At 62.5% G+C, this 25,362-nt stretch carries 26 protein-coding genes; 12 read left to right on the forward strand and 14 right to left on the reverse strand.

Going from position 1 to position 25,362, the window contains the following annotated elements; translation table 11 throughout:
* Positions 1-26 precede the first annotated feature (26 nt).
* Positions 27-245, forward strand: a complete 219-nt coding sequence (locus tag PVE98_RS17495) for an MbtH family protein (RefSeq protein WP_096072486.1) — start codon at positions 27-29, stop codon at positions 243-245.
* A complete protein-coding gene (locus PVE98_RS17500; RefSeq protein WP_096072485.1) occupies positions 238-4,158 on the forward strand; it encodes an enterobactin synthase subunit F in 3,921 nt (1,306 codons plus the stop codon). Before PVE98_RS17495 ends, PVE98_RS17500 begins: the two co-directional genes overlap by 8 nt.
* Positions 4,159-4,317: 159 nt before the next feature.
* Here PVE98_RS17500 and PVE98_RS17505 read toward each other — a convergent pair whose 3' ends face one another.
* The 3 genes from PVE98_RS17505 to fepD are packed head-to-tail and all read right to left on the reverse strand — an operon-like array spanning position 4,318 to position 7,081.
* Complete coding sequence (locus PVE98_RS17505; RefSeq protein WP_096072484.1) at positions 4,318-5,118, reverse strand: ATP-binding cassette domain-containing protein; 801 nt, start codon at positions 5,116-5,118, stop codon at positions 4,318-4,320.
* Complete coding sequence (gene fepG / locus PVE98_RS17510; protein ID WP_096072483.1) at positions 5,115-6,095, reverse strand: iron-enterobactin ABC transporter permease; 981 nt, start codon at positions 6,093-6,095, stop codon at positions 5,115-5,117. The genes PVE98_RS17505 and fepG overlap by 4 nt, the downstream gene beginning before the upstream one ends.
* A complete protein-coding gene (gene fepD / locus PVE98_RS17515; protein ID WP_096072482.1) occupies positions 6,092-7,081 on the reverse strand; it encodes a Fe(3+)-siderophore ABC transporter permease in 990 nt (329 codons plus the stop codon). The genes fepG and fepD overlap by 4 nt, the downstream gene beginning before the upstream one ends.
* A gap of 144 nt (positions 7,082-7,225) precedes the next feature.
* Here fepD and entS point away from each other — a divergent pair, with 144 nt between their 5' ends.
* Complete coding sequence (entS, locus tag PVE98_RS17520) at positions 7,226-8,476, forward strand: enterobactin transporter EntS (RefSeq protein ID WP_096072481.1); 1,251 nt, start codon at positions 7,226-7,228, stop codon at positions 8,474-8,476.
* Here the strand turns inward: entS and fepB are convergent.
* Positions 8,471-9,436, reverse strand: a complete 966-nt coding sequence (gene fepB, locus PVE98_RS17525) for a Fe2+-enterobactin ABC transporter substrate-binding protein (protein ID WP_096072480.1) — start codon at positions 9,434-9,436, stop codon at positions 8,471-8,473. The two genes, entS and fepB, sit on opposite strands and share 6 nt — an antisense overlap.
* 177 nt (positions 9,437-9,613) lie before the next feature.
* Here fepB and PVE98_RS17530 point away from each other — a divergent pair, with 177 nt between their 5' ends.
* The 5 genes from PVE98_RS17530 to PVE98_RS17550 are packed head-to-tail and all read left to right on the forward strand — an operon-like array spanning position 9,614 to position 14,466.
* The gene (locus tag PVE98_RS17530; RefSeq protein WP_033749632.1) at positions 9,614-10,792 is read left to right on the forward strand and encodes an isochorismate synthase; all 1,179 of its coding nucleotides are present in this window, start codon (positions 9,614-9,616) and stop codon (positions 10,790-10,792) included.
* 10 nt (positions 10,793-10,802) lie between these two features.
* Positions 10,803-12,419 carry a (2,3-dihydroxybenzoyl)adenylate synthase gene (locus PVE98_RS17535; RefSeq protein WP_096072479.1) on the forward strand — a complete coding sequence of 539 codons (1,617 nt, stop codon included), beginning with the start codon at positions 10,803-10,805 and terminating at the stop codon, positions 12,417-12,419.
* A 17-nt stretch (positions 12,420-12,436) separates the two neighbouring features.
* Complete coding sequence (locus PVE98_RS17540) at positions 12,437-13,288, forward strand: isochorismatase (RefSeq protein WP_096072478.1); 852 nt, start codon at positions 12,437-12,439, stop codon at positions 13,286-13,288.
* Complete coding sequence (dhbA, locus tag PVE98_RS17545) at positions 13,288-14,046, forward strand: 2,3-dihydro-2,3-dihydroxybenzoate dehydrogenase (RefSeq protein WP_096072477.1); 759 nt, start codon at positions 13,288-13,290, stop codon at positions 14,044-14,046. Before PVE98_RS17540 ends, dhbA begins: the two co-directional genes overlap by 1 nt.
* Before the next feature lie 3 nt (positions 14,047-14,049).
* Positions 14,050-14,466: a hotdog fold thioesterase gene (locus PVE98_RS17550; protein ID WP_096072476.1), complete on the forward strand. Its 417-nt coding sequence runs from the start codon at positions 14,050-14,052 to the stop codon at positions 14,464-14,466.
* Between the two features lie 39 nt (positions 14,467-14,505).
* Here PVE98_RS17550 and cgtA read toward each other — a convergent pair whose 3' ends face one another.
* The 3 genes from cgtA to rplU all read right to left on the reverse strand — a co-directional run bounded on the left by cgtA (position 14,506) and on the right by rplU (position 16,492).
* Entirely contained in the window at positions 14,506-15,678 is a 1,173-nt protein-coding gene (cgtA, locus tag PVE98_RS17555; protein ID WP_048784677.1) for an Obg family GTPase CgtA, read from the reverse strand.
* Positions 15,679-15,907: 229 nt separating this feature from the next.
* Positions 15,908-16,165, reverse strand: a complete 258-nt coding sequence (rpmA, locus tag PVE98_RS17560) for a 50S ribosomal protein L27 (protein WP_006121751.1) — start codon at positions 16,163-16,165, stop codon at positions 15,908-15,910.
* Between the two features lie 15 nt (positions 16,166-16,180).
* Positions 16,181-16,492, reverse strand: coding sequence for a 50S ribosomal protein L21 (rplU, locus tag PVE98_RS17565; protein WP_033749281.1), 312 nt, complete (start codon positions 16,490-16,492; stop codon positions 16,181-16,183).
* Between the two features lie 256 nt (positions 16,493-16,748).
* On the opposite strand from rplU, the gene ispB reads away from it, so the two are divergent.
* Complete coding sequence (gene ispB, locus PVE98_RS17570) at positions 16,749-17,720, forward strand: octaprenyl diphosphate synthase (RefSeq protein WP_033749280.1); 972 nt, start codon at positions 16,749-16,751, stop codon at positions 17,718-17,720.
* A 248-nt stretch (positions 17,721-17,968) separates the two neighbouring features.
* Positions 17,969-18,271: a helix-turn-helix transcriptional regulator gene (locus PVE98_RS17575; RefSeq protein WP_033749279.1), complete on the forward strand. Its 303-nt coding sequence runs from the start codon at positions 17,969-17,971 to the stop codon at positions 18,269-18,271.
* Positions 18,272-18,335: 64 nt separating this feature from the next.
* Here the strand turns inward: PVE98_RS17575 and murA are convergent, their stop codons facing one another.
* The 7 genes from murA to mlaF all read right to left on the reverse strand — a co-directional run bounded on the left by murA (position 18,336) and on the right by mlaF (position 23,141).
* Positions 18,336-19,595: a UDP-N-acetylglucosamine 1-carboxyvinyltransferase gene (murA, locus tag PVE98_RS17580; RefSeq protein WP_033749278.1), complete on the reverse strand. Its 1,260-nt coding sequence runs from the start codon at positions 19,593-19,595 to the stop codon at positions 18,336-18,338.
* A gap of 66 nt (positions 19,596-19,661) precedes the next feature.
* On the reverse strand, positions 19,662-19,919 hold the full coding sequence (gene ibaG / locus PVE98_RS17585; RefSeq protein ID WP_033749277.1) for a BolA family iron metabolism protein IbaG: 258 nt from the start codon (positions 19,917-19,919) through the stop codon (positions 19,662-19,664).
* A gap of 115 nt (positions 19,920-20,034) precedes the next feature.
* Positions 20,035-20,340, reverse strand: a complete 306-nt coding sequence (gene mlaB, locus PVE98_RS17590) for a lipid asymmetry maintenance protein MlaB (RefSeq protein ID WP_033749276.1) — start codon at positions 20,338-20,340, stop codon at positions 20,035-20,037.
* Between the two features lie 2 nt (positions 20,341-20,342).
* Complete coding sequence (mlaC, locus tag PVE98_RS17595; protein WP_033749275.1) at positions 20,343-20,975, reverse strand: phospholipid-binding protein MlaC; 633 nt, start codon at positions 20,973-20,975, stop codon at positions 20,343-20,345.
* Positions 20,976-20,988: 13 nt separating this feature from the next.
* Entirely contained in the window at positions 20,989-21,534 is a 546-nt protein-coding gene (gene mlaD, locus PVE98_RS17600; protein ID WP_096072475.1) for an outer membrane lipid asymmetry maintenance protein MlaD, read from the reverse strand.
* A gap of 4 nt (positions 21,535-21,538) precedes the next feature.
* Positions 21,539-22,321: a lipid asymmetry maintenance ABC transporter permease subunit MlaE gene (gene mlaE, locus PVE98_RS17605; protein ID WP_033749272.1), complete on the reverse strand. Its 783-nt coding sequence runs from the start codon at positions 22,319-22,321 to the stop codon at positions 21,539-21,541.
* A gap of 4 nt (positions 22,322-22,325) precedes the next feature.
* Positions 22,326-23,141 (reverse strand): phospholipid ABC transporter ATP-binding protein MlaF, encoded by an 816-nt coding sequence (gene mlaF / locus PVE98_RS17610; protein WP_033749271.1) that lies wholly within the window; start codon positions 23,139-23,141, stop codon positions 22,326-22,328.
* A gap of 225 nt (positions 23,142-23,366) precedes the next feature.
* On the opposite strand from mlaF, the gene PVE98_RS17615 reads away from it, so the two are divergent.
* Together PVE98_RS17615 and kdsD are read left to right on the forward strand one after the other, a co-directional pair.
* On the forward strand, positions 23,367-24,347 hold the full coding sequence (locus PVE98_RS17615; RefSeq protein WP_096072474.1) for a calcium/sodium antiporter: 981 nt from the start codon (positions 23,367-23,369) through the stop codon (positions 24,345-24,347).
* A gap of 17 nt (positions 24,348-24,364) precedes the next feature.
* Positions 24,365-25,351: an arabinose-5-phosphate isomerase KdsD gene (gene kdsD / locus PVE98_RS17620; RefSeq protein ID WP_033749269.1), complete on the forward strand. Its 987-nt coding sequence runs from the start codon at positions 24,365-24,367 to the stop codon at positions 25,349-25,351.
* Positions 25,352-25,362 lie beyond the last annotated feature (11 nt).

Here is a 25,362-nt window from a genome sequence, read left to right on the forward strand (position 1 = left end):
CCGACTGTTGCGGGCAGGAGACCGATATGCAACCTAATCCCTTTGACGATCCGCAGCAGGATTGTCTCGTGCTGATCAACGATCGCCAGCAGTACAGCCTCTGGCCCGCTTTTCGCGCCCTGCCCGCTGGCTGGCGCTGCCTCTTCGGCCCGCAGCCGCAGGCGGAATGTTTGAGCTGGCTCAACGCGAACTGGCGCGATATTCGCCCGGCCCACCCGAGCACGCACCGGAGCGACCATGTCTGAGACGCTGATGAACCCATACCATACCGACCAGAAAATCCTGCCGCTGGTGGCGGCGCAGCCCGGCATCTGGATGGCCGACCAGCTGTCGCAGCAGACTAACGCCTATGCGGTCGCGCACTTTGTCGAGCTGCGAGGCGAGCTGGACAGCGCGCTGCTGAGCAAGGCGATCGTCGCTGGAATGCAAGAGGCGGATACGCTAAACATGGCGTTCGGCGAGCTTGAGGGTGAGGCGGTGCAGTGGCTGTCGCCGCAAACCTTTCTCCTGCCTGAGATCGTCGACCTGCGTCAGCACGCCGATCCAGAGGCCGCCGCGCGCCATCTGATGCGCGTCGATATGGCTGGCGATCTGCGCGTGCTGAGCGGCGCGCCGCTGTGGCATCACCAGCTGATGCGGCTGGGAGAGCAGCGCTGGTTCTGGTATCAGCGCTATCATCATCTGGTGGTGGACGGCTTTAGCTTTACCGCCCTGACGCGCCGCATCGCTAACCTCTATACCGCGTGGATGCGCAACGAAACGCCGGAACCGACGCCTTTTACGCCCTTCAGCGAGGTGGTAGAGGAGTATCAGCGCTATCAGGCTTCGCCGAACTGGCAGCGGGATCGCGACTTCTGGCGCGAAAAGAGCGCGCAGCTGCCGCCGCCCGCCTCGATTTCTTCCCTGCCGCTGGCCGGACAGAGCGCCAGCACCGCGCTGCTGCGTCACACTTTCTCACTGGAGAGTGCGCGCTTTCAGTCGCTGGTTCAGCAGCTGGAGGTCAGCGCGGCTGACGCCGCCTTTGCGCTGGTGGCGCTGTGGCTGGCGCGCCTGAGCGGCCAGAACGATTTCGCCGCCGGCTTTATCTTTATGCGCCGCATCGGCTCGGCGGCGCTCTGCGCCACCGGACCGGTGATTAACGTGCTGCCGATGGCGGTGCATTACGATCCCGCTCAGCCGCTCGGCGCGCTGGCCCGCCAGCTGGCCGCAGAAGTGAAAAAGATGCGTCGTCATCAGCGCTTCGACGCCGAGCAGGTGCAGCGCGACGCCGGACGGCTCGGCGACGGCGATCCGCTTTACGGCCCGGTAATCAACCTGAAGATGTTCGACTATCAGCTCGACTTCAACGGGGTGGAAGGGATAACGCATCAGCTCGCCTCCGGGCCGGTGCGCGACCTCGAGATCGCGATCTACCTCAGCGAACAGGGCGAGCTGACGCTGGAGCTGCTGGCTAATGCGGAACGCTATCAGGAAACAACGCTGACGCAGCACGCCAGCCGTTTCGATCTGCTGCTGCGGCAGCTGGCGGCGCAGCCGGAGCGCCCCTGCGGCGAACTGGATCTGCTGACCGAAGCGGAACATCAGCAGCTGGAGAGCATCAATCAGACCGCGATGGCGCTGCCAGCGGCCACGCTCGACAGCCTGCTGCAGGCGCAGGCGCGGCGCACCCCGGACGCGCCCGCGCTGGCGGACGATAGCCACCGGCTCAGCTACCGCGAGATGCGGCAGCAGGTCGAGGCGCTGGGACAGCAGCTGATCGCCAGCGGCGTGCGGCGCGGCGATATCGTCGCCGTGGCGCTGCCGCGCGCGGTCTTTCTGTCGCTGGCGCTGCAGGCGATCGTCAGCGTCGGCGCTACTTACCTGCCGCTGGATACCGGCTATCCCGACGACCGTCTGCAGATGATGCTGGAGGACGCCGCGCCGAAGACGCTGATCGTCAGCCGCGCGCTGGCGACGCGCTTCGCCGCTCTTTCGCCGGTTGCTCCGCTCTTCTACGACGCGCTGCTGCCCGGCGTCGCCGCGCCCGCGCCTGGGCAGCCGCCGCGCCCGCAGGACGGCGCCTATCTTATTTATACCTCCGGCTCGACCGGCCGTCCCAAAGGCGTGCTGGTCAGTCATGAGGCGATCGTCAACCGTCTGCTGTGGATGCAGGCGAGCTACCCGCTCGATGCCACGGATGTGGTGTTACAGAAGACCCCCAGCAGCTTCGACGTCTCGGTCTGGGAATTTTTCTGGCCGCTGATGACCGGCGCGCAGCTGGTGATGGCGCCGCCGGAGGCGCACCGCGATCCCGACGCGCTGCAGCAGCTTTTTGCGCGCTATCGCGTCACCACGACCCACTTTGTTCCCTCGATGCTGGCGGCCTTCGTCGCCTCATTGCAGGACGAGGATGCGGTGGCGCGCTGCGCCAGCCTGCGCCGCGTCTTCTGCAGCGGCGAAGCGCTGCCGGCCGATCTGTCGCGCCAGTGGGAAGCGCTGACTCAGACGCCGCTGCATAATCTCTACGGCCCCACCGAAGCGGCGGTAGACGTCAGCTACTACCCTGCCTTCGGCCCGGAGCTGGCGGCGGTGGAAGGCGCCAGCGTGCCGATCGGCTTCCCGGTCTGGAACACCGGCCTGCGCATCCTCGACGCGCGCCTGCAGCCGGTTCCGCCAGGCGTCGCGGGCGATCTCTATCTTACCGGCGTGCAGCTGGCGCACGGCTATCTCGATCGTCCCGATCTCACCGCCAGCCGTTTCGTCGCCGATCCGTTCGGCGACGGCACGCGCATGTACCGTACCGGCGACGTGGCGCGCTGGCTGGCGAACGGCGCGGTAGAGTATCTGGGCCGCAGCGACGATCAGCTGAAGATCCGCGGACAGCGTATCGAGCTGAATGAAATCGATCATGCGCTGGCGGCGCTGCCGGGCGTGCAGCAGGCGGTCACCCACGCGGTGGTGCTGGGCAACGCCGGCGCGCAGCAGGGCGACGCGCGCCAGCTGGTGGGCTATGTGGTGGCAGACCGCGCCGTTGATAGCGAGGCGATGCGCGCCGCGCTGGCGCAGCAGCTGCCGGCGCATATGGTGCCGGTGGCGATCGTCACGTTGGAGGCGCTGCCGCTCAGCAGCAACGGCAAGCTGGATCGTAAAGCCCTGCCGCTGCCGCAAAGTCGCGCGGGCGACGCGAGCCGCGCCCCGCTGCCGGGCCTGGAGACGCAGCTGGCAGAGGCATTCGCCGCGCTGCTGGAACGCGACAGCGTCGGCGCGCAGGAGGATTTCTTCGCCCTCGGCGGCCACTCGCTGCTGGCGATGCGGCTGGCGGCGCAGCTGCGGCGCCAGCTGAAGCAGCCGGTTTCCGTCGGCCAGATCATGGTCGCCTCGACGGTTGAGAAGCTGGCGGCGCTGCTGAGCGATGCGCAGACGGCGCAAACCGCCGGCTTCGAGCCGGTGCTGCCGCTGCGTGTCGGCAGTGGGCCGACGCTGTTCTGCTTCCATCCCGCGTCCGGCTTCGCCTGGCAGTTCAGCATTCTGCAGCGCTATCTCGACGCGCGCTGGTCTATCGTCGGCATTCAGTCGCCCGACGCCAGCGGCCCGCTCAGTCAGGCGGCGCATCTCGATGAGGTGTGCGACGCGCATCTCGCCACGCTGCGCCAGCAGCAGCCGCAGGGCCCCTACTATTTCCTCGGCTATTCGCTGGGCGGCACGCTGGCGCAGGGCATCGCCGCGCGGCTGGAGGCGCTGGGCGAAGAGGTGGCGTTCCTCGGCCTGCTCGACACCTGGCCGCCGGAGACGCAGAACTGGGACGAGAAGCGCGGCAAGAATCAGCTCGATCCGGCGGTGCTGGAAGAGGTGAACCGTGAGCGCGAGCAGTTTGTCGCCGCCCAGCGTCAGCAGGCGGGCGAAGGCCTGGAGGCGATGTTCGACGCCATCGAGGCCAACTACGCCAGCTCGGTGCGGCTGCTGGCGACGGCGCGCAGCGCGCGCTTCAGCGGTCGCGCCACGCTGTTCCTCGCCACCGAGACGCAGCAGCCGGGTCAGGATGCGCATCGCGCATGGGCGCCCTATGTGGGTGAGCTTGAGGTGCGGCCGCTGGCGTGCGCCCACGTCGAGATTATCTCGCCGCGCATGTTCGAGCAGATCGGGCCGCAATTGCAGCAGCTGCTGGCGAAGTTTGCCTGATTCTGAAGAAAGGTGCGGTCGCGGGTAGTCTGGCCCGATCGCAAAGTCGCTTAAGGCATCCATGCCCGCTCGTCCCGCGCCATCCCTGGCGCGGGACGCTTTGCTCTTCGGGCCAGACTACCCGCTCCTTTATACGCAGTGCGGGTTTTAGCTAGCGCCTCAGTTGCGCCCGCGTCCCAGCGGCACAATCATCGGCGTATGCGCCACCGGATCCTCAACGATAACGCAGCGCAGTCCATAGACCGCCTCAATCAGTTCTGGCGTGACAATCTCCGACGGCCTGCCCTCGGCGACAATCTGGCCGCTGCGCATCGCGATAAGATGCGTGGCGTAGCGGCACGCCTGATTCAGATCGTGCAGCACCACCACCAGCGTGCGGCCATGCTGCTGATTGAGATCCTGCATCAGCTCCAGCAGTTCGATCTGATGGGTAATATCGAGCCAGGTGGTGGGTTCGTCCAGCAGCAGCAGCGGCGTCTGCTGCGCCAGCACCATGGCGATCCAGACGCGCTGGCGCTGGCCGCCGGAAAGCTGATCCACCGGCTGCGCGGCGATATCCGCCACGCCGGTCGCCTGCATCGCCTGCTGCACCGCCGCTTCGTCCTCGTCGCGCCAGCGGCCGAACAGCGGCTGATGCGGATAGCGCCCGCGCGCCACCAGCTCGCTGACGCTGATGCCGGAGGGCGCCTGCGAACTCTGCGGCAGCAGACCGAGACGCCGCGCCACCTCTTTGGTGGAGAGGCGCGAAATCGCCTCGCCGTCGAGCAGCACCTGCCCCTTCAGCGGCGGCGCCAGGCGGCTCAGCGCGCGCAGCAGCGTCGATTTGCCGCAGGCGTTGGGGCCGATGATCACCGTCAGTTCGCCATCCGGAATGGTCACCGACAGCCCCTCCGCCACCACTTTTTTCTCGTAGCCCAGCGTCAGCGCGTCGCCCTGCAGGCGCGCAATCTTCTCTGTCATTGGCGTCGCGCCTCCCTGACCAGTAGTGCAATCAAATAAAGTCCGCCAAGGCTGACGGTAATCACACCGACCGGCAGCTGATACGGCAGGAAAAGATGCTGCGCAGCATAGTCCGCCGCCAGCAGCAGCAGCGCGCCGCACAGCGCCGCCAGCGGCAGCGCGCCTTTGATGCCGCCGCACAGGCGACGAGCGATCTGCGGTGCCAGCAGAGCGACGAACGAAATGGGGCCGGCCAGCGCGGTCGAGGCGGCGGTCAGCACCACCCCGAGCAGCATCAGCCACAGCCGGCTGCGCTCTACCGGCACGCCCAGCGCGCAGGCGGTGTCGTCGCCCATCTCCAGCAGGCGCATACGCCGCGCCAGCAGCGCGGTCAGCAGCAGCGCCGCCGCTAGCACGGCAACCGCCGGCGCGGTTTTCGCCCAGGTGATGCCGTTAAGCGATCCGGCGCTCCACAGCCCGGCGCTGAGCGCCGCCTCCAGCGAGGCGCTGATAATCAGCCAGCCGTTAAGCGCCATCAGCAGCGCGCGCACGCTGATGCCGACGATAATCAGCCGGAAGGTCTCTACGCCGTTGCGCCAGGCGAACAGATAAACTACGCCAGCGGTCAACACGCCGCCCAGCAATGCCGCCAGCGTCATCGCCTCGCTGTTTTGCTGAAACAGCACCAGCGCCACCAGCACGCCGCTATAGGCGCCGGTATTGAAGCCGAGAATATCGGGGCTGCCGAGCGGGTTGCGCAACAGCGACTGAAAAATCGCGCCGCTGATCCCGAGCGCCGCGCCGAGCAGCAGCGCCATCGCCACGCGCGGCAGCCGCCACTCCAGCACGATCAGCTGAACGTTGCGCGCCGCCTCGCCGGTAACCAGCTGCCAGAGTTGCGCGCCCGTAACCGGCAGCGCGCCGCGCGTAACGCCGAAAAAGGCCAGCAGCGCGCAGGCCGCCAGCAGCCAGATGGCGTGCATCATCGCCCGACTCATACCTGCCCTCTCCCCAGCTTGCGGCGCACCAGCACGATCAGCATCGGCGCGCCGAGCAGCGCGGTGACCACCGAGACGCGCAGTTCGCCCGGCACCATCAGGCGGCCCAGAATATCGGCGGCCAGCAGCAGACAGGGGGTGATCAGCAGCATGCCGGGCAGCATCCAGCGGTGGTCGTTGCCCCACAGCCAGCGGGCCAGATGCGGCGTCATCAGCCCGACAAAGGCGATGGGGCCGACGGCGGCCGTGGCGGCGCCGCTCAGCAGGGCGATAGCCAGCAGCCCCAGCAGTTGGGTACGCGCCACGCGCGTGCCGAGCGCCGTCGCCAGATCGCCGCCCATGCTCAGGGTATTGAGCGCGCGCGCCAGCAGCAGCGCGATCAGCGCGCCGACCGCTACCGCTGGCCAGGTGGCGCGCAGCACGGCAAAGCTGCGAATATCCAGCGAGCCGCTGTGCCAGAAGCGCAGATGATCGTAAATATCGGGGTTGAGAAGCGAGAGTCCGGAAGTCAGCCCTTCCAGCACCGCGCCGAGCGCCACGCCCGCCAGGGTCAGGCGCACCGGATTGACGCGGCCGCCGCCGAGCGCGCCGGTCAGCGCCACCAGCAGCGACGCCAGCAGCGCGCCGACGAAGGCGAAGCCGAGCCAGTCGGCCGGCGAATCCGCGCCGAACAGGGCAATGCCCAGCACCACGGCGAAACCTGCGCCCGCGTTAACGCCGAGAATGCCGGGATCGGCAAGCGGATTGCGCGTCAGGCTCTGCATCAGCGCGCCCGCCAGTCCGAGCGCGCAGCCCGCCAGCAGGCCGGCAAGGGTGCGCGGCAGCCGCGCCTCGCGCACGATAACGCAGTCGGCGCTGCCGCAGCGGGTAGTGAGGGCCAGGTAAACATCATGAATGGCGATCGATTTGGCGCCGAGCATTAGGCTGAGCGCGAGCAGGAGCAACAGCAGCGTCCCTGAAGCGGCTATTGCGGTGAGTTGGCGCATAACGTTCCGAACCTTCACTGTTCACTGACGCAGCGAACGCGTCAATTTGATAATGATACTTGTTATCGTTATTACTCGTATTTTTGTATGTTACCATGATTCGCCTCGACCATAGCGAGGAAAACCGCAGCAAAAGGCGAAGCAATGAACAAACCCTCCCTTCTCATCGATCTCAGCCTGTTGAAGACGCATCCCGCTTTTCGCGCCGTCTTTATCGCCCGTTTTATCTCTATCGTCGCGCTCGGCATGCTGGCGATTGCCGTGCCGGTACAGATCCAGCAGCTGACCCGCTCGCCCGCGCTGGTCGGGCTGGCGGTGACCCTGGCGGGCGCGGGCATGTTCGTCGGACTGCTCACCGGCGGCGTGCTGGCGGATCGCTACGAGCGCAAACGGCTAATCCTGATTGCGCGATCTACCTGCGGCCTCGGCTTCGTGGCGCTCGCCGTTAACGCCTCGCTGCCGACGCCGTCGGTCAGCGCGGTCTTTTTGCTCGGCCTGTGGGATGGTTTCTTCGGCGCGATCGGCGTCACGGCGCTGCTGGCGGCGACGCCGGCGCTGGTGGGACGCGAAAACCTGATGCAGGCGGGCGCCATTACCATGCTCACGGTGCGCTTCGGCGCGATTCTCTCTCCCGCCGTCGGCGGGCTGGTGCTGGCGCACGGCGGCGCGGCGTGGAACTACGGCCTCGCCGCCCTCGGCACGCTGCTCACCGTGTTGACCCTGCTGCGGCTGCCCGTGATGCCGCCGCCGCCGCAGCCGCGCGAACATCCGCTGCGAGCGCTCGCCAGCGGCGTACAATTTCTGTTCGCCGCGCCGCTGGTGGGCATGGCGGCGCTGATCGGCGCGCTGGTCACGCTGGCGAGCGCGGTGCGCGTGCTCTATCCGGCGCTGGCGCCGCACTGGCAGGTCAGCCTCGATGAGCTGGGACTGATGTACGCCGCCGTGCCGCTCGGCGCGGCGCTGGGCGCGCTGACCAGCGGACGGCTGGCGCAGACGCCGCAGCCAGGCAAAGTGATGTTAGCCAGCGCCGTCGCCGCTTTCCTCGCGCTTGGCGCCTTCAGCCTGATGCCGCAGTTCGCCCTTGGCCTTGCCTGCCTGGCGGCGTTCGGCTACTGCAGCGCCGTTAACAGCCTGGTGCAGTACCAGCTGATCCAGTCGCTGACGCCCGATGCGCTGCTGGGACGCATCAACAGCCTGTGGACGGCGCAGAACGTCACCGGCGATGCGATCGGCGCGGCGATGATCGGCGCGCTGGGGTCATGGCTGCTGCCGCAGCAGGCCGCCGCGCTGTTCGGTTTCGGCGCGGCGCTGCTGGGAGGAGTGATGTGGATGCTGATGGCGAAGCTGCGACGCTATCAACCGCCAGCGCCGACGCTGGCGGAAGAGGCGTCATGACTTAACGAACAGCTGCTCCAGACGCGCCAGCAGATGGCGGGCGCTGTAGTAGTCAAGACGGAAGGTGTCGGCGCCCAGCGCGTAAACCTGCTGCTGCTTCACCGCCGTGGTTTGCGCCAGGAACGGATTCTGCATCAGCTGTTTCGCCCCTTGCTCCTCCGCGGCGAACAGCAGGAAGCTGTTGCCGTTCAGGCCGCTGGCGACGTTCTCGCCCGAGAGCTGAATAATATCTTTGCGCTGGCCCATGCTGTGGGTTTGCTGCAGATCCGCAGGCGGCACGGCGAGCGTAAAGCCGAGCTGCTCCAGTAGCTTGCCCTGCGCCGATTCGCGGGTCCACAGGTTCACCGCGCGGCCGCCGCCGTTAAATACCATCGCGGAAACCGGCTGCGGCGGCAGCGTGATTTTCTGCTTCAGCGCCGCCTCTTGCGCATCGAACGCCTTCACGCGCGCCGCCGCATCCGCCTCGTGGCCAGTCGCTTCGCCGAGCAGCGTCACCAGCTGCTGCCAGCTTTTATCGTCATAGTTCACCACCAGCGTCGGCGCGATAGCCGAGAACTGATCCACCAGCTTGAGCGCGGAGTCATTGCCGGTCGCGCTGACGATAATCAGATCTGGCGCTTCGGCGGCCACCGCTTCGGCGCTCGGTTCACCAATATAGAGCCGCTTGAGATTTTTACGCTTCGCGACGTCGCTCCACTGACGGAAAAAGCCTTGCTCGTCCGCCAGTCGGCTGCCCGGCGCGGTCGCCCCGCTGGCGATGACCGGCGCGTCGATCGCCAGCAGCGAGCCGGTCAGGGTGACGCTGGTAGAGACAATGCGCTGCGGCGCTTTCTCCAGCGTGACGCTACCGCCGGCGCTTTGCAGCGTGCGCGGCCAGCCGCCTTCCGCCCGCGCGTCCGGGTGAGCCAGCACGGTCATGAAAGCCAGCGCGGCCACCGTGGTAAAAATCCGCTTAAACATAAGATTCAGTCCACCTTTTACTGTAATACAACCTTCTGTCGCCTCTACGCATCATGCTGAGATCGCGCGCTCACTGCCGCGAATTTATTGACACTCCAGCCTAATCAACGTAGGTTACAGAACCACAATACAAATGATAATCATTATTAGTTATCTTATCATTTATAGGTGAAAATTATGGTGGAAACGTTGACGTTTGGAAATCCCCTGCTTGAGGATTTCTCCGCGCTGTGCCGGGGATTTATCTTCACATCCCCGTGGCGCAGTATCGCTACGCAAGGCTGCTACACCACGATCGCCACGCCGGCGACCGATGGCGACGCGCTGAACGGCGACTTTCAACAGCAGCTGCGACGCCACTTCGCATCGGCAAAAAAACAGGGCATCGCCCATCCGATTCTGGTCGGCGCCATCCCCTTCGACGTCACGCAGCCCGCCGCGCTGTTTATTCCGGAATCGCATCAGACCTTCAACCGCGCCGATCTTCAGGCTGCGCTGCCCGCCGTTCAGGCGCCGCTGCCGCAGGTGCGCCGCCGTGCCGCCATGCCGGAGCACGATGTATTTACCGCCATGGTGGCAGAGGCCGTGGCTGCAACGCAGCGCGGCGAACTGGATAAAGTCGTGCTGTCGCGCCTGATGGATATCGTGACGGAGCAGCCGGTGGATATCGCCGCGCTGATGCAGCGCATCGTGGCGCAAAACCCGAACAGCTATCACTTTCACCTGCCGCTGCCGCAGGGCGGCTCGCTGGTGGGCGCCAGCCCGGAGCTGATGCTGCGTAAAGCGGGGCGTGATTTCAGCTCCTGCCCGCTGGCCGGCTCCGCGCGACGCGACGCCGACGCGCAGCGCGACAGGGCCGCAGGCGACGCCCTGATGCAGTCGACGAAAGATCGCCACGAGCACAAGCTGGTGACCGACGCGATGCGCGAGGTGCTGCAGCCGCGCAGCCGCCTGCTCTCGGTGCCCGCCACCCCTTCTCTGCTCACCACCGCCACGCTGTGGCATCTGGCGACGCAGATTGACGGCGAAGCGCTCGACGAGCAGGAGAACGCGCTGTCGCTCGCCTGCCTGCTGCATCCGACGCCGGCGCTGAGCGGCTTCCCGCACAGGCGCGCGCAGCAGCTGATCCAGACGCTGGAGCCGTTTGACCGCCGCCTGTTCGGCGGCATCGTCGGCTGGTGCGACGAGCAGGGCAACGGCGAATGGGTCGTGACTATCCGCTGCGGCACCGTGCACGGCGCGCGGGTGCGCCTGTTTGCCGGCGCGGGCATCGTGGCCGATTCGCAACCGGAATCAGAATGGCGCGAGACAGGTGTCAAACTCGACACCATGCTGCGTGCTTTTGGACTGCAATAAAGGAAATACCATGTCGATCCCTTACCATCGCTGGCCAGACGATCTGGCGGCACGCTACCGCGAGAAAGGCTACTGGCTGGATGTGCCGATGACCGATATCCTGGCGCGTCATGAAAATAGCGACGCCATCGCCGTTATCGAAGGCGATCTGCGGCTGAGCTACCGTCAGCTGGCGCAGCGCAGCGACAACCTCGCCGCCGCGCTACAGCGCCGCGGATTGAAAAACGGCGACACCGCGCTGGTGCAGCTTGGCAACGTCGCCGACTTCTACGTTACCGTTTTCGCCCTGTTCAAGCTGGGCGTCGCCTCGGTCTATGCGCTGTTCAGCCACCAGCGCACCGAGCTGCAGGCCTACGCCGCGCAGATCGAACCCGCGCTGCTGATCGCCGATCGCCGCCATGCGTTGTTCGCCGACGACAGTTTTATCGACGCGCTGTGCGCCGCGCAGCCGTCGCTGCGGCAGGTGATCCTGCGCAATGACAACCAGCCGGAAAACACGCTGGAAGCGCTCATGGCCGAAGCGGCGGGCGATTTTCAGCCGACGCCGACCGCCGCTGACGAAGTCGCCTTTTTCCAGCTCTCTGGCGGCAGCACCGGCACGCCGAAGCTGATCCCGCGCACCCACAACGACTACTACTACAGCATCCGCGCCAGCGACGAGATCTGCGCGGTCACCGCCGACACGCGTTATCTGATCGCCCTGCCCGCGCCGCATAACTTTGCGATGAGCTCGCCCGGCGCGCTCGGCGTCTTCTACGCGGGCGGCCAGGTGATTCTGGCCGAGGATCCCAGCGCGACGAACTGCTTCCCGCTGATTGAAAAGCACCAGGTCACCGATACCGGCCTGGTGCCGCCCGCCGTCAGCCTGTGGCTGCAGGCGATCCAGGAGTGGGGCAGCAACCAGGCGCTGGCGTCGCTGCAGCGGATGCAGGTCGGCGGCGCCAAACTGGGCGAAACGCTGGCGGCGCGCATTCAGAGCGAGATCGGCTGCCGGCTGCAGCAGGTGTTCGGCATGGCCGAAGGGCTGGTGAACTACACCCGGTTCGACGACGACGAGCGCACCATTCTCACGACTCAGGGCCGTCCGATTTCGCCGGACGATGAGGTCTGGGTAGCCGACGAGAACGGCGATCCGCTGCCGACCGGCGCCATTGGCCGCCTGATGACGCGCGGCCCCTATACCTTCCGCGGCTACTATAAAAGCCCGGAGCACAACGCCGCCAGCTTCGACGCCGACGGTTTTTACTGCTCGGGCGATCTGATCGAGATTAACCCGCAGGGCTATATCACCGTGCAGGGGCGTGAGAAAGATCAGATCAACCGCGGCGGCGAAAAGATTGCTGCCGAGGAGATCGAAAACCTGCTGCAGCGCCATACGGACGTGATCCATGCGGCGCTGGTGTCGATGCATGACGAGCTGATGGGTGAAAAAAGCTGCGCCTTTATCGTCGCGCGTCAGCCGCTCAAGCCGGTGGCGCTGCGCCGCCATCTGCGCGAGCTGGGCGTCGCCGAATATAAACTGCCCGATCGTATTACCTGCGTGGATGCGCTGCCGCTGACGCCCGTCGGCAAAGTAGACAAGAAACGCCTGCGCCAACAGCTTGCCGATCAACAAGCGCAAGCCTGACCTGTTCCGGAGATTTTATGGCTATTCCAAAACTGACCTCATATTCGCTGCCTGCCGCCGCCGAGCTGCCCGCCAACAAGGTGAAATGGACGCTGGAGCCGCAGCGCGCCGCCCTGCTGATTCACGATATGCAGGCCTACTTTCTTAACTTCTGGGGTGAAAACAGCCCGCTGGTCAATCAGGTCGTGGAGAACATTGCCCGCCTGCGCGCCTGGTGCAAGTCGCAGGGCATCCCGGTGTTCTACACCGCGCAGCCTAATCAGCAGAGCGATGAAGATCGCGCGCTGCTGAACGATATGTGGGGGCCGGGCCTGAACAAACATCCCGAGCAGCAGAAGATTGTCGATGCGCTGGCGCCCGACGCCGAGGATCAGGTGCTGACCAAGTGGCGCTACAGCGCCTTTGTCCGCTCGCCGCTGGAGTCGATTCTGCAGGAGATGGGACGCGATCAGCTGATCATCACCGGCGTGTACGCCCACATCGGCTGCCTGACCACCGCGACCGATGCCTTTATGCGCAACATCCAGCCCTTTATGGTGGCGGATGCGCTGGCGGACTTTAGCCGCGAAGAACATATGATGGCGCTGACCTATACCGCCGGACGCAGCGGCAAAGTGGTGATGACCGCAGATTTAATGCCGCTGCCGCTCAGCAAGGAGGATCTGCGCGCGCTGGTTCTGCCGCTGCTGGAAGATGACGACGTGCCGGAAGATAATGAGAACCTGATCGACTACGGTCTCGATTCGGTGCGCATGATGGCGCTGGCGGCGCGCTGGCGTCAGGCGCACGGCGATATCGACTTCGTCAGCCTGGCGAAAAATCCCACTATCGACGGCTGGTGGGCGCTGCTGTCACGGGAGCCTGCGTAATGAGCCAGCGCTTCGACTTTAGCGGTAAACAGGTCTGGGTGACCGGCGCAGGCCAGGGCATCGGCTACTACACCGCGCTGGCGTTTCACGCCGCGGGCGCGCAGGTTCAGGGCTTCGATCTGCGCTTTCACGACATCGATTACCCTTTCGCCTGCCATACGCTTGACGTGGCCGATGCCGGACAGGTGAAAACGGTGTGCCAGCGCCTGCTGGCACAGCAGCCGCGCCTCGACGTGCTGGTGAACGGCGCGGGCATCCTGCGTATCGGCGCCACCGACGAAATTTCCGCCGCGGATTTCCAGGCCTGTCTGGCGGTCAACGTCGGCGGCGCCTTCAATATGTTCCAGCAGACGCTGCCGGTATTTCGCCAGCAGCGTGCAGGCGCCATTATCTCTATCGCCTCTAACTCGGCGCACGCGCCGCGTATCGGCATGTCGGCCTACGGCGCGTCAAAAGCCGCGCTGCGCAGCCTCACTCTGACGGTCGGGCTGGAGATAGCGCCCTATGGCGTGCGCTGCAATATCGTTTCGCCCGGCTCGACCGACACCGAGATGCAGCGCAGCCTGTGGCATACGCCGACCGCCGAGCAGGAGATGATCGACGGTTTCCCGGATCAATATAAGCTGGGGATCCCGCTGCGGAAGATCGCCACGCCGCAGGAGATCGCCAACAACGTGCTGTTTCTCGCCTCGGATCTTGCCAGCCACGTGGCGCTGCAGGATATCGTAGTCGACGGCGGCGCGACGCTGGGAGCCTGACCGATGGCGATCTGGAAACGCGAGACCGATCTCGACGCGCTGAACGCGATCGGCGAGAACTCGCTGGTGGCGCATATCGGCATCCGCTTTACCGCCATCGGCGACGATTACCTGGAGGCGGTCATGCCGGTCGATGCGCGCACCCATCAGCCTTTCGGCCTTCTGCATGGCGGCGCGTCGGTGGTGCTGGCGGAGTCGATGGGCTCGATCGCCGGCTATCTCTGCACTGAAGAGGGCAAAAGCGTGGTGGGCATTGAGGTGAACGCCAGCCATCACCGCTCGGTCTCCAGCGGCGAAGTGCGCGGCATCTGCCGCCCGCTGCATATCGGCTCACGCAATCAGGTGTGGCAGATTGAAATCCGCAACGCGCGCGGTCAGCTCTGCTGCTCGTCGCGCCTGACGGTGGCGGTGCTGGGGTAACGAAAAAGGGACAGCTTTCGCTGTCCCTTTTTTCCGGCATTAACGCTGGTAGATGATTTCGACGCCTTCGTCGTCATCTTCGTCCCAGTCGTCATCCCACTCTTCATCTTCTTCTTCAACCACGCTTTCCATCGTTTCACGGTGGTAATCATCCCACATGAACTCGACTTTCTCGGGTTTCTTCTCTTCTTCTTCCGCTTCTTTCGGGTTGGCGTTGATGAAACTCATCACGTCCCAGCAGAGATCCTGCACGCCCTGACGGCTTGCTGCGGAGATCAGATAATATTTCTCTTCCCAGCCCAGCGCTTCGGCAATCGCTTTGGCGCGCGCCTGCGCTTCCTCTTCGCCGATGACGTCGATTTTATTGAACACCAGCCAGCGCGGCTTGTTGAACAGCTTGTCGCTGTACTTTTCCAGCTCGCCGAGAATAATGCGCGCGTTGTCCACCGGATCGGACTCGTCGATCGGCGCGATATCGATCAGGTGCAGCAGTACGCGGCAGCGCTCGAGGTGCTTCAGGAAGCGAATGCCGAGGCCAGCGCCGTCGGCGGCGCCTTCAATCAGGCCCGGAATATCGGCGATAACGAAGCTCTGCTCGCTGTCCATGCGCACCACGCCCAGACTCGGCACCAGCGTGGTAAACGGATAATCCGCCACTTTCGGCTTGGCCGCAGAGACGGCGCGGATAAAGGTCGATTTACCGGCGTTCGGCAGGCCCAGCATGCCAACGTCAGCCAGCAGCATCAGCTCCAGCTGCAAATCGCGCTTCTCGCCCGGCGTTCCCATGGTTTTCTGACGCGGGGTACGGTTTACCGAGGATTTAAAGCGCGTGTTGCCCAGGCCGTGCCAGCCGCCTTTGGCGACCATCAGCTTCTGCTCGTGACGCGTCATATCGCCCAGCGTTTCGCCGGTGCCCTGATCGATCACGCGCGTGCCGACCGGCACCTTAACGATAATGTCCTGACCGCGTTTGCCGGTACAGTCGCGGCTCTGGCCGTTCTGACCGCGTTCGGCGCGGAAGGATTTCTCAAAGCGGTAGTCAATCAGGGTATTCAGGTTCTCGTCAGCAACCAGATAGACATCGCCGCCGTCGCCGCCGTCGCCGCCGTCTGGACCGCCTTTCGGAATATATTTTTCACGGCGGAAGCTGACGCAGCCATTGCCGCCATCGCCGGCAACCACCAGGATTGTCGCTTCATCAACAAACTTCATTTTCTTTCTCCGTCACACAATCGTCCGCGCGCCCTGCTGGGCTGCGAACGGGTCCGCCAGGGTCTGTCTGCGCTGACCGGCGGCGGATAAATCAGGACTGATTTGCATCAGGCGTACATAAAGTGTACAGCAATACGCAACGACAGGTCGCAGAATGTAAAAAGCCCCGCAATGGCTGCGGGGCTTTTATTCGTGCGTTCAGACAGTCGCTGTCTGCGTCACGACAACCTTACTCAGCAACGATGCTGATGTATTTACGGTTGTTCGGACCTTTCACTTCGAATTTAACTTTGCCGTCTGCGGTAGCGAACAGGGTGTGGTCACGACCACAACCTACGTTGTTACCGGCGTGGAATTTAGTGCCACGCTGACGAACGATGATGCTACCTGCCAGAACAGATTCGCCACCGAAACGTTTTACACCCAGACGTTTTGCATTGGAGTCACGACCGTTACGAGTCGAGCCACCAGCCTTTTTATGTGCCATTTGTCAGATCTCCTCTTAAGCGCTGATGCCAGTGATTTTCACATCAGTGAACCACTGACGGTGGCCAGCCTGCTTACGGTAGTGCTTACGACGACGAAACTTAACGATTTTAACTTTCTCGCCACGACCGTGAGCAACGATTTCAGCTTTGATAACGCCGCCTGAAACCAGTGGCGCGCCGATTTTCACGTCTTCGCCATTTGCGATCATCAGCACCTGGTCAAACTCAATGGTTTCACCGGTTGCGATGTCCAGCTTTTCCAGGCGAACGGTCTGACCTTCGCTTACTCGGTGTTGTTTACCACCACTTTGGAAAACCGCGTACATATAAAACTCCGCTTCTGCGCATGCCTTTCGTTCATCAGGCGGCGCGATAAATATTCACAATAGGGCGCGAATTCTACGCAAATCTCCAGCAGAAGACAAGAGCACTTTGCACTCTCTTGCAGAAAAAAAACACAGGCCGATCGCAAACGTTTCTCATCCGGAAAATTCAAGTACAATCAGTAACAGATTACCCGAACTCAGGCTGGTTAAAGCACGTACCATGAGCCGTTGAAACGAGTCAAAGCTGAACAGACGAATGAACTTAGAACAAATTAATGAATTAACCGCGCAGGATATGGCGGCCGTCAACCAGACCATCCTCGACCAGCTGAATTCCGAGGTCTCGCTGATTAATCAGCTTGGCTATTACATCATCAGCGGCGGCGGCAAGCGCATCCGTCCGATGATCGCCGTGCTTTCGGCACGCGCGCTCGGCTACCAGGGCGAGCTGCACGTCATTAACGCGGCGCTGATCGAATTTATCCACACCGCGACGCTGCTGCATGACGACGTGGTGGATGAATCCGATATGCGTCGCGGCAAAGCCACCGCTAACGCGGCGTTCGGCAATGCGGCCAGCGTGCTGGTCGGCGACTTTATCTATACGCGCGCCTTCCAGATGATGACCAGCATGGGCTCGCTGCGCATTCTGGCGCTGATGTCCGAAGCGGTGAACGTAATAGCCGAAGGCGAAGTGCTGCAGCTGATGAACGTCAACGATCCGGATATCACCGAAGAGAGCTATATGCGCGTGATTTACAGCAAAACCGCGCGTTTGTTCGAAGCCGCTTCGCAGGCATCCGCTATTCTCGCCGACGCCACGCCGGCGCAGGAGAAAGCGATGCAGGATTACGGACGCTTTCTCGGCACCGCTTTCCAGTTAATCGACGATCTGCTCGACTACAGCGCCGACGGCGCCACGCTGGGCAAAAATACCGGCGACGATCTCAGCGAAGGCAAGCCGACGCTGCCGCTGCTGCATGCGATGCATAACGGCACGCCGGAACAGACGAAGATGATCCGCGAGGCGATCGAACAGGGCAACGGCCGTCACCTGCTCGAACCGGTGCTCGCCGCCATGCAGCAGTGCGGTTCGCTGGAATGGACCCGCAAGCGCGCCGAGCAGGAAGCGGATAAGGCTATTGCGGCGCTCAGCGCGCTGCCGGAATCGCCCTGGCGCAGCGCGCTCGAAGCGCTGGCGCATATGTCTGTCCAGCGCGATTTCTGATCTCCCTTCGGAGCTGCCGCCGCAGCTCCGCTGCTTTCCCCTTCCCGCTTCACTTTTTTCAGAAACGCCTCTCTCTTGTTGCCGCGCTTTTGCGTCGAGACGCTCACTTCTCGCGACTGGGCCAAAAATTACTGGAAACAACAAGAAACTTTCTGGTATAAAAATTCCACAACTTTCCAGATAAGAGAAAAGAGCAAGATCCCTCGCTGCACTGGGAATATTCACGCAAGGAACAAGGAGAATGCGATATGCAAAAAAGGAGTGAAGACTGGCATCCCGCCGATGTGATTGCCGCGCTGCGCAGACGCGGCACGACGCTGGCGGCGTTGTCACGCCAGGCGGGCTTGAGTTCATCCACGCTGGCCAATGCCCTTTCGCGTCCCTGGCCGAAAGGAGAGTGGCTAATTGCGGAGGCGATTGAGGTCCATCCCGCTGAGATCTGGCCAAGCCGCTACTACGATCCGCAGACCCACCTGCTGCTGGATCGCAAAAAGCGTATTCGATCCCCCGCAGGAGACGAGAAGCGCAAGCAGGATCCCGCCAGCGCCTGAGGATCGAACAGGCAAAAAAAAACCAGCCGCGCTGCCGTGGCTGGTTTTCTTATTCGCGCTGGGTTTATTCAGCGCTTACGCGTTCAATCTGCGCGCCCATCGCCTTCAGCTTATCTTCGATGTGCTCATAGCCGCGATCGATATGGTAGATGCGATCCACCAGCGTCGTGCCTTCGGCGATGCAACCCGCCAGCACCAGGCTCGCTGACGCCCGCAGATCGGTCGCCATCACCTGCGCGCCGGAGAGTTTTTCCACGCCGTGGCAGATGGCAGTGTTGCTCTCGATTTCCGCGTGCGCGCCCATACGGATCAGCTCCGGGATGTGCATAAAGCGGTTTTCGAAAATGGTTTCGGTGATGACGCCCGTGCCTTCCGCCACCAGGTTAAGCAGGGTGAACTGCGCCTGCATGTCCGTTGGGAAGCCCGGATGCGGCGCCGTGCGTACGTTAACCGCTTTAGGGCGTTTGCCGTGCATGTCCAGGCTAATCCAGTCGTCGCCGGTTTCGATGTCGGCGCCCGCGTCGCGCAGCTTCGCCAGTACGGCGTCCAGCGTGTCCGGCTGGGTGTTGTGACACAGCACTTTGCCGCCTGAGATCGCCGCCGCCACCAGGAAGGTGCCGGTTTCGATGCGGTCCGGCAGGACGCGATAGACGCCGCCGCCCAGACGCTCAACGCCTTCGATGGTGATCTTGTCGGTGCCTGCGCCGCTGATCTTCGCGCCCAGCGTAATCAGGAAGTTGGCCGTATCGACAATTTCCGGTTCACGCGCCGCGTTCTCGATAATGGTGACGCCGGTAGCCAGCGTCGCCGCGCTCATGATGGTCACGGTCGCGCCTACGCTCACTTTATCCATCACGATATGCGCGCCTTTCAGGCGGCCGTCGACAGAGGCTTTAACGTAGCCCTCTTCCAGCTTGATTTCGGCGCCCAGCTGCTCCAGGCCCGTAATATGCAGATCGACCGGACGCGCGCCGATGGCGCAGCCGCCCGGCAAGGAGACCTGACCCTGGCCGAAGCGCGCGACCAGCGGTCCGAGCGCCCAGATAGAAGCGCGCATGGTTTTCACTAAATCGTACGGCGCGCAGTAAATATCGACCTTGCTGGCGTCGACGTGGACGGAGCCGTTGCGCTCAACCTTCGCACCCAACTGGCTCAGCAGCTTCATTGTGGTATCGATATCGCGCAGCTTCGGCACGTTCTGGATCTCGACCGGCTCTTCAGCCAGCAACGCAGCAAACAGAATCGGCAGCGCGGCATTTTTCGCCCCGGAAATGGTTACTTCACCACTCAGACGGGTGGGGCCTTGCACACGAAATTTGTCCATTAACACGGCTCTCAATTAACTAAAGACGGGAAGAGCTCGCCAGCGGCGAGCGCCCATGATGAAGGCTCAGAAACCGTTGAGTTTACGGTCGCGCGCCCATTCAGCAGGGGTATAAGTTTTAATGGAGACGGCATGAATGCGGTTGTCGGCGATATACTCCATCAGCGGCGCGTAAACGGCCTGCTGTTTTTTCACGCGGCTCAGCTCGCCAAACATTTCACCTACGGCAATTACCTGAAAGTGGCTGCCGTCGTTGCTCATCACGTGGACTTCGTCCAGCGGCAGCGCTTTCATCAGCACGGCCTGAATTTCACTGTTTTCCATTGCTCATTACTTAAGTTGTAAAGAATAAAGGGGGACATCTTAGAGGAAAGCGGCGGACTCTTAAACATGCAAAAGCCCCTGCCAGAAACAGGGGCTTAAGAGCGTGAGAAAGCGGTCAGCTGCTTTTTTCCGCAGAAACAATAATCTGCTGAAGATTGTAGAGAGTGATCAGCGACTGCAATTTCTCGCTGATGCCGCTAAAACGCGGCGTGACGCCCTGAGCGCGGGCGATTTCACGCAGGTGCACCAGCAGCGCCAGACCGGCCGAGTCGACGCGCGCCAGTCCGGAAACGTCGATAATCTCTGCTTTGTCGATCAGCGTGTCGCGCTGCTGCCACAGCGCCAGCAGCGTATCGCGGTTCAGTTCGCCGTACAGCGACAGCGTGCTGGCGTCACGCTGCCAGCGTAATGACTCATGCATCGTTACTGTTTATCCAGCGTAATCGGCTGCGCCGCATAGGTTTTAAGCTGCGCGGTCAGGCCGTCGATGCCTTTGGTGCGCAGCAGATCGCTCCACTCGTTTTGTTTGGTGGTGATCATGCTGACGCCTTCCGCCACCATATCGTACGCCTGCCAGTTGCCGCTCTGGCTGTTCTTACGCCACTGGAAATCGAGACGTACCGGCGGGCGGCCGTTGGGATCGATAATGGTCACGCGAATAGCGATGATTTTAGCGTCGCCCAGCGGCTGCTCCGGCTGGATCTGATAAGTCTGGCCGTGATAGAGCGCCAGCGCCTGACCATAAGCCTGCGCCAGATAGTCGCCGAAGGCGTTGAAGTAGGCTTCGCGCTGCGCCGGCGTCGCCTCGCGGTAGTAGCGGCCGAGCACTAACGCGCCGGCATACTTGATCTGCACGTAGGGCAGCAGCTCCTGACGCACGACGTCGCGCAGATAGTTGGGGTTCTGCTTAATCTTCGGCTGTTCGTTTTTCAGGCGCGTGAAGGTCTTCGCCGCCGCTTCGTTCATCAGCTTATAGGGGTTGGTTTGATCGGCTGCATTCGCCGCGGCCAGCGGCGCGATGACCAGCATGGCGACCATCAGTAAACGTTTAAACATCGATTGTTACCTCTCAGGGTTGGGCCGGGGCCGCAGGCGCGTTCTCTTCGCCCTGCGGATCCTTGGTATCCGTATCGTCTTTCTTGTCGCCGCCGCTCTTATACAGGAACTGACCAATCAGGTCCTCCAGCACGATCGCCGATTTGGTATCGCGGAGCGTGTCGCCGTCTTTCAACATCGCCGAGCCCAGCTCGGGATCGTCAAAGCCTAAATTCAACGCTAAAAACTGCTCGCCGAGTAAGCCTTGCGTGCGGATCGCCAGCGAGCTGGTATCGGAAATCTTGTCGGCGTACTCCTCGCTGATCGCCATAGTGACGCGCGGCAGCAGCGTTTTAGGTTCAAGGGAGATGTCAGTAACGCGGCCGATCACCACGCCGCCGATTTTAACCGGCGAGCTGACTTTCAGGCCGCCGATATTATCGAAGGTGGCGTAAAGCTGCCAGGTCGGCTGCGTACCGAGCGACTTAAGATCCGCCACGCGCAGGCAGAGAAACAGCATCGCCACCAGCGCCAGAAGCATAAACACGCCAACCCAAATTTCGCTTTTTTTGCTTTGCATTGCATTAGTTCCCAAACATCAGTGCTGTCAGCACAAAATCCAGACCGAGCACCGCCAGCGAGGCGTGCACCACGGTGCGCGTCGTCGCGCGGCTAATCCCTTCAGAGGTCGGAATCGCGTCGTAACCGTTAAACAGCGCGATCCAGGTGACCGTCACGGCAAAAACGGCGCTTTTGATAATGCAGTTGATTACGTCAGTGCGAAAATCGACCGCGTTTTGCATCGCCGACCAGAAAAAGCCGGGGTCGATGCCCTTCCAGCTCACGCCAACCAGCGCGCCGCCAGCGATGCCGACGGCGGTAAAAATCAGCGTCAGCAGCGGCATGCTGATAAAGCCCGCCCAGAAACGCGGCGAGACAACGCGGCGCAGCGGATCGACCGCCATCATCTCCATGCTGGAGAGCTGTTCGGTCGCCTTCATCAGGCCAATCTCCGCCGTCAGCGCCGATCCGGCGCGGCCGGCGAACAGTAGCGCGGTCACGACCGGCCCCAGCTCGCGCAGCAGCGACAGCGCCACCAGCATGCCGAGACTGGTTTCCGCGCTGTAGGTGGTCAGCACCAGATAGCCTTGCAGCCCCAGCACCATGCCGATAAACAGCCCGGACACGACGATAATCAACAGCGATAAGACGCCGACGCTGTAAAGCTGTTTGATCAGCAGCGGCGTGTGTTTACGAAAGGCAGGTTTCCCTACCAGCGCGTGAAACAGCATTAAGCCTGCCCGACCAAAGGTGGAGCAGGTATTGATTCCCCGGCGTCCTAATGACGCCAGCGCCTTTAACAACATTGGCTTACACTCTCCCTGAGCCGGTTAAGTCGGCAAGATAGTCTCCGGCGGCAAACCGGAACGGGACAGGTCCGTCCGCAATCCCATCCAGAAACTGACGCACGCGCGGGTCGGGATTTTGCCGCAGCTCCGGCGTGCTGCCCTGCGCAATGATTTTCTGGCCAGCCACAATATAGGCCCTGTCGGCGATGCTGAGCACCTCCGGCACATCGTGCGATACCACAATGCAGGTGAGACCCAGCGAATGGTTGAGCTCGTCGATCAGCTTGACCAGCACGCCCATAGTAATGGGATCCTGGCCGACAAAAGGTTCGTCGAACATGATGAGCTCCGGCTCAAGCGCGATCGCGCGCGCCAGCGCGGCGCGGCGCGCCATGCCGCCGGAAAGCTCTGCCGGCTTCAGCTGCGCCGCGCCGCGCAGTCCCACCGCTTCCAGCTTCATCATCACCGTGCTGTGCAGCAGCGCCGCAGGCAGCTGCGTATGCTCGCGCAGCGGCCAGGCCACGTTTTCATATACCGTCAGGTCGGTGAACAGCGCGCCGGACTGGAACAGCATGCTCATCTTTTTACGGGTTTCATAAAGCTTCGCGCGGGACAAGCTGGGAATATTTTCGCCGCGAAACCAGATTTCGCCTCGATCGGGCTGCAGCTGGCCGCCGATCAGGCGCAGCAGCGTGGTTTTGCCTATGCCCGACGGCCCCATAATGGCCGTAACTTTTCCCTTTGGCACCGTCAGCGAAATATCGTCGAAAATCGGACGATCGCCGCGAGTAAAACTGACGCCACGAACCTCAACCAGGTTCGTTTCCTGTTGGTCCATTATTACCTCTTCTGTGGATCGGGCGTTATAAAGCCTACGATGGTAGCCTGTAACGCGCCAGTTCACGATAGCATTACAGAAACTTACTGCCTTCATTTGGCGAAAGCGGGCATAAAATTTACTTTTGCCGCTCAGACGGTCAAAATCAGCGCCTGTTTCTGATGACAGAACCTGAAACCTGCCGCACAAGACGTGTCGGCAACGCATTTCATCCAAGGATTTTTCATGTTCGTAGCCGCCGCCCTGCTGATCATTGGTTTGATTTTACTGGCTTATGGCGCCGATCGCCTGGTGTTTAGCGCCGCGATACTGTGTCGATCCTTTGGCATCCCGCCGCTGATTATCGGCATGACGGTCGTCAGCATCGGCACTTCGCTACCCGAGATGATCCTCTCTTTTTCAGCCGCGCAGCACGGCCAGATGGATCTCGCCGTCGGCACCGCGCTGGGATCCAATATTACCAATATTTTACTGATACTCGGCGGCGCAGCGCTGCTGCACCCTCTGAACATATACTCCAATCTGATCCGGCGCGAACTGCCGCTGATGCTGCTGGTCTCGCTGCTCAGCGGTCTGATGCTGTTCGATAACTACCTGAGCCGCCTTGACGGCCTCGGCCTGATTGCCATCGCCATCGCCTATCTGCTGGTGGCGATCCGCTTCGCGCGCCGCGCCGAGCGGGACAATAGCGATACCCTGACGCGCGAACAGCTCGCGGAGCTGCCGCGCGAAGAGAGCGGCAACACGGTCGCCTTTCTCTGGCTGGCGGTCGCGCTGATTATTTTGCCCATGGCGACGCGCATGGTGATCGACAACGCCACCACCTTTGCCGATTATTTCGGCGTCAGCGAGCTGGTGATGGGCGCCACGCTGATCGCGGTAGGCACCAGTCTGCCGGAGCTGGCGACGGTGCTGGCGGGCGCGCTGAAAGGCGAAGATGATATCGCCATCGGCAATCTCATCGGCGCCAATATTTATAATATCGCCATCGTGCTGGGCTTACCGGCGCTGATCAACCCCGGTAGCGTGGACGAGCACGCCTTCGCGCGCGATTACTGGGTCATGCTGGCCGTCAGCGCGCTGTTCGCCCTGCTCTGCCTGCAGCGCCGCCGCCGCATCGGGCGCGCCGCGGGCGCTTTCTTACTCTGTGGTTTCATCGTCTGGGGCGCGCTTTTGTGGATTCAGCCCGCTTTCCTCGACGGATAACAAAGGACCGATTTGCCATGTCAACTCAGCTTTCAAACGCGAATTTCGACTTTCAGACGGCGGGAAAAGCGGTACTGCGCATCGAGCGTGAAGGTCTGGAGCAGCTGGACCAGTATATTAACGACGACTTTACCCGCGCCTGCGAGATGATCTATCGCTGCCAGGGAAAAGTCGTCGTCATGGGCATGGGCAAGTCGGGCCATATCGGCAAAAAGATGGCCGCCACCTTCGCCAGTACCGGCACGCCCGCCTTTTTCGTGCATCCGGGCGAAGCCAGCCACGGCGATCTTGGCATGGTCGGCCGCAGCGATGTGGTGCTTGCTATCTCTAACAGCGGCGAGTCCAACGAGATTCTGGCGCTGATCCCGGTGCTGAAGCGCCAGCATGTGCCGCTTATCTGCCTCACCAGCCGCCCCGATAGCGCCATGGGCCGCGCCGCCGACGTGCATCTGTGCGTAAAAGTGCCGCAGGAAGCTTGCCCGCTCGGGCTCGCTCCCACCAGCAGCACCACGGCAACGCTGGTAATGGGCGATGCGCTGGCGGTAGCACTGCTGGAAGCGCGCGGCTTTACCGCGGAAGATTTCGCGCTGTCGCATCCGGGCGGCGCGCTGGGCCGCAAGCTGCTGCTGCACGTGAGCGACATCATGCACAGCGGCGACGAAATCCCGCACGTGACGCGCGACGCCTCGCTGCGCGACGCGCTGCTGGAGATTACGCGCAAAAATTTAGGGCTGACGGTTATCGTCGACGATCTGATGAAGATCGAGGGCATCTTTACCGACGGCGACCTGCGCCGCATCTTCGATATGGGCATCGACTTTCAGAAGGCCACCATTTCAGAAGTGATGACGCGCGGTGGCATTCGGGTTCGCCCTAATATGCTGGCGGTCGAGGCGCTGAACCTGATGCAAAACAAAAACATTACCGCTGTGCTGGTGGCCGATGACGATCGTCTGCTCGGTGTGGTACATATGCATGACATGCTGCGCGCCGGCGTAGTCTGAACAGGAAATGA

The sequence above is a fragment of the Pantoea sp. GABEPS69 genome, from assembly GCF_045780835.1.
GTDB lineage: Bacteria > Pseudomonadota > Gammaproteobacteria > Enterobacterales > Enterobacteriaceae > Pantoea > Pantoea septica.

What these genes read in the sequence shown, in the direction of transcription:
- cgtA (WP_048784677.1), bottom strand. Translation starts at nt 15,678, where the DNA reads ATGAAGTTTGTTGATGAAGCGACAATCCTGGTGGTTGCCGGCGATGGC.
- mlaD (WP_096072475.1), bottom strand. Translation starts at nt 21,534, where the DNA reads ATGCAAAGCAAAAAAAGCGAAATTTGGGTTGGCGTGTTTATGCTTCTG.
- fepB (WP_096072480.1), bottom strand. Translation starts at nt 9,436, where the DNA reads ATGTTTAAGCGGATTTTTACCACGGTGGCCGCGCTGGCTTTCATGACC.
- PVE98_RS17505 (WP_096072484.1), bottom strand. Translation starts at nt 5,118, where the DNA reads ATGACAGAGAAGATTGCGCGCCTGCAGGGCGACGCGCTGACGCTGGGC.
- PVE98_RS17535 (WP_096072479.1), top strand. Translation starts at nt 10,803, where the DNA reads ATGTCGATCCCTTACCATCGCTGGCCAGACGATCTGGCGGCACGCTAC.
- mlaC (WP_033749275.1), bottom strand. Translation starts at nt 20,975, where the DNA reads ATGTTTAAACGTTTACTGATGGTCGCCATGCTGGTCATCGCGCCGCTG.
- rplU (WP_033749281.1), bottom strand. Translation starts at nt 16,492, where the DNA reads ATGTACGCGGTTTTCCAAAGTGGTGGTAAACAACACCGAGTAAGCGAA.
- PVE98_RS17500 (WP_096072485.1), top strand. Translation starts at nt 238, where the DNA reads ATGTCTGAGACGCTGATGAACCCATACCATACCGACCAGAAAATCCTG.
- entS (WP_096072481.1), top strand. Translation starts at nt 7,226, where the DNA reads ATGAACAAACCCTCCCTTCTCATCGATCTCAGCCTGTTGAAGACGCAT.
- rpmA (WP_006121751.1), bottom strand. Translation starts at nt 16,165, where the DNA reads ATGGCACATAAAAAGGCTGGTGGCTCGACTCGTAACGGTCGTGACTCC.
- murA (WP_033749278.1), bottom strand. Translation starts at nt 19,595, where the DNA reads ATGGACAAATTTCGTGTGCAAGGCCCCACCCGTCTGAGTGGTGAAGTA.
- mlaB (WP_033749276.1), bottom strand. Translation starts at nt 20,340, where the DNA reads ATGCATGAGTCATTACGCTGGCAGCGTGACGCCAGCACGCTGTCGCTG.
- PVE98_RS17495 (WP_096072486.1), top strand. Translation starts at nt 27, where the DNA reads ATGCAACCTAATCCCTTTGACGATCCGCAGCAGGATTGTCTCGTGCTG.
- PVE98_RS17550 (WP_096072476.1), top strand. Translation starts at nt 14,050, where the DNA reads ATGGCGATCTGGAAACGCGAGACCGATCTCGACGCGCTGAACGCGATC.
- kdsD (WP_033749269.1), top strand. Translation starts at nt 24,365, where the DNA reads ATGTCAACTCAGCTTTCAAACGCGAATTTCGACTTTCAGACGGCGGGA.
- PVE98_RS17575 (WP_033749279.1), top strand. Translation starts at nt 17,969, where the DNA reads ATGCAAAAAAGGAGTGAAGACTGGCATCCCGCCGATGTGATTGCCGCG.
- fepD (WP_096072482.1), bottom strand. Translation starts at nt 7,081, where the DNA reads ATGCGCCAACTCACCGCAATAGCCGCTTCAGGGACGCTGCTGTTGCTC.
- mlaE (WP_033749272.1), bottom strand. Translation starts at nt 22,321, where the DNA reads ATGTTGTTAAAGGCGCTGGCGTCATTAGGACGCCGGGGAATCAATACC.
- PVE98_RS17530 (WP_033749632.1), top strand. Translation starts at nt 9,614, where the DNA reads ATGGTGGAAACGTTGACGTTTGGAAATCCCCTGCTTGAGGATTTCTCC.
- dhbA (WP_096072477.1), top strand. Translation starts at nt 13,288, where the DNA reads ATGAGCCAGCGCTTCGACTTTAGCGGTAAACAGGTCTGGGTGACCGGC.
- PVE98_RS17540 (WP_096072478.1), top strand. Translation starts at nt 12,437, where the DNA reads ATGGCTATTCCAAAACTGACCTCATATTCGCTGCCTGCCGCCGCCGAG.
- fepG (WP_096072483.1), bottom strand. Translation starts at nt 6,095, where the DNA reads ATGAGTCGGGCGATGATGCACGCCATCTGGCTGCTGGCGGCCTGCGCG.
- PVE98_RS17615 (WP_096072474.1), top strand. Translation starts at nt 23,367, where the DNA reads ATGTTCGTAGCCGCCGCCCTGCTGATCATTGGTTTGATTTTACTGGCT.
- mlaF (WP_033749271.1), bottom strand. Translation starts at nt 23,141, where the DNA reads ATGGACCAACAGGAAACGAACCTGGTTGAGGTTCGTGGCGTCAGTTTT.
- ibaG (WP_033749277.1), bottom strand. Translation starts at nt 19,919, where the DNA reads ATGGAAAACAGTGAAATTCAGGCCGTGCTGATGAAAGCGCTGCCGCTG.
- ispB (WP_033749280.1), top strand. Translation starts at nt 16,749, where the DNA reads ATGAACTTAGAACAAATTAATGAATTAACCGCGCAGGATATGGCGGCC.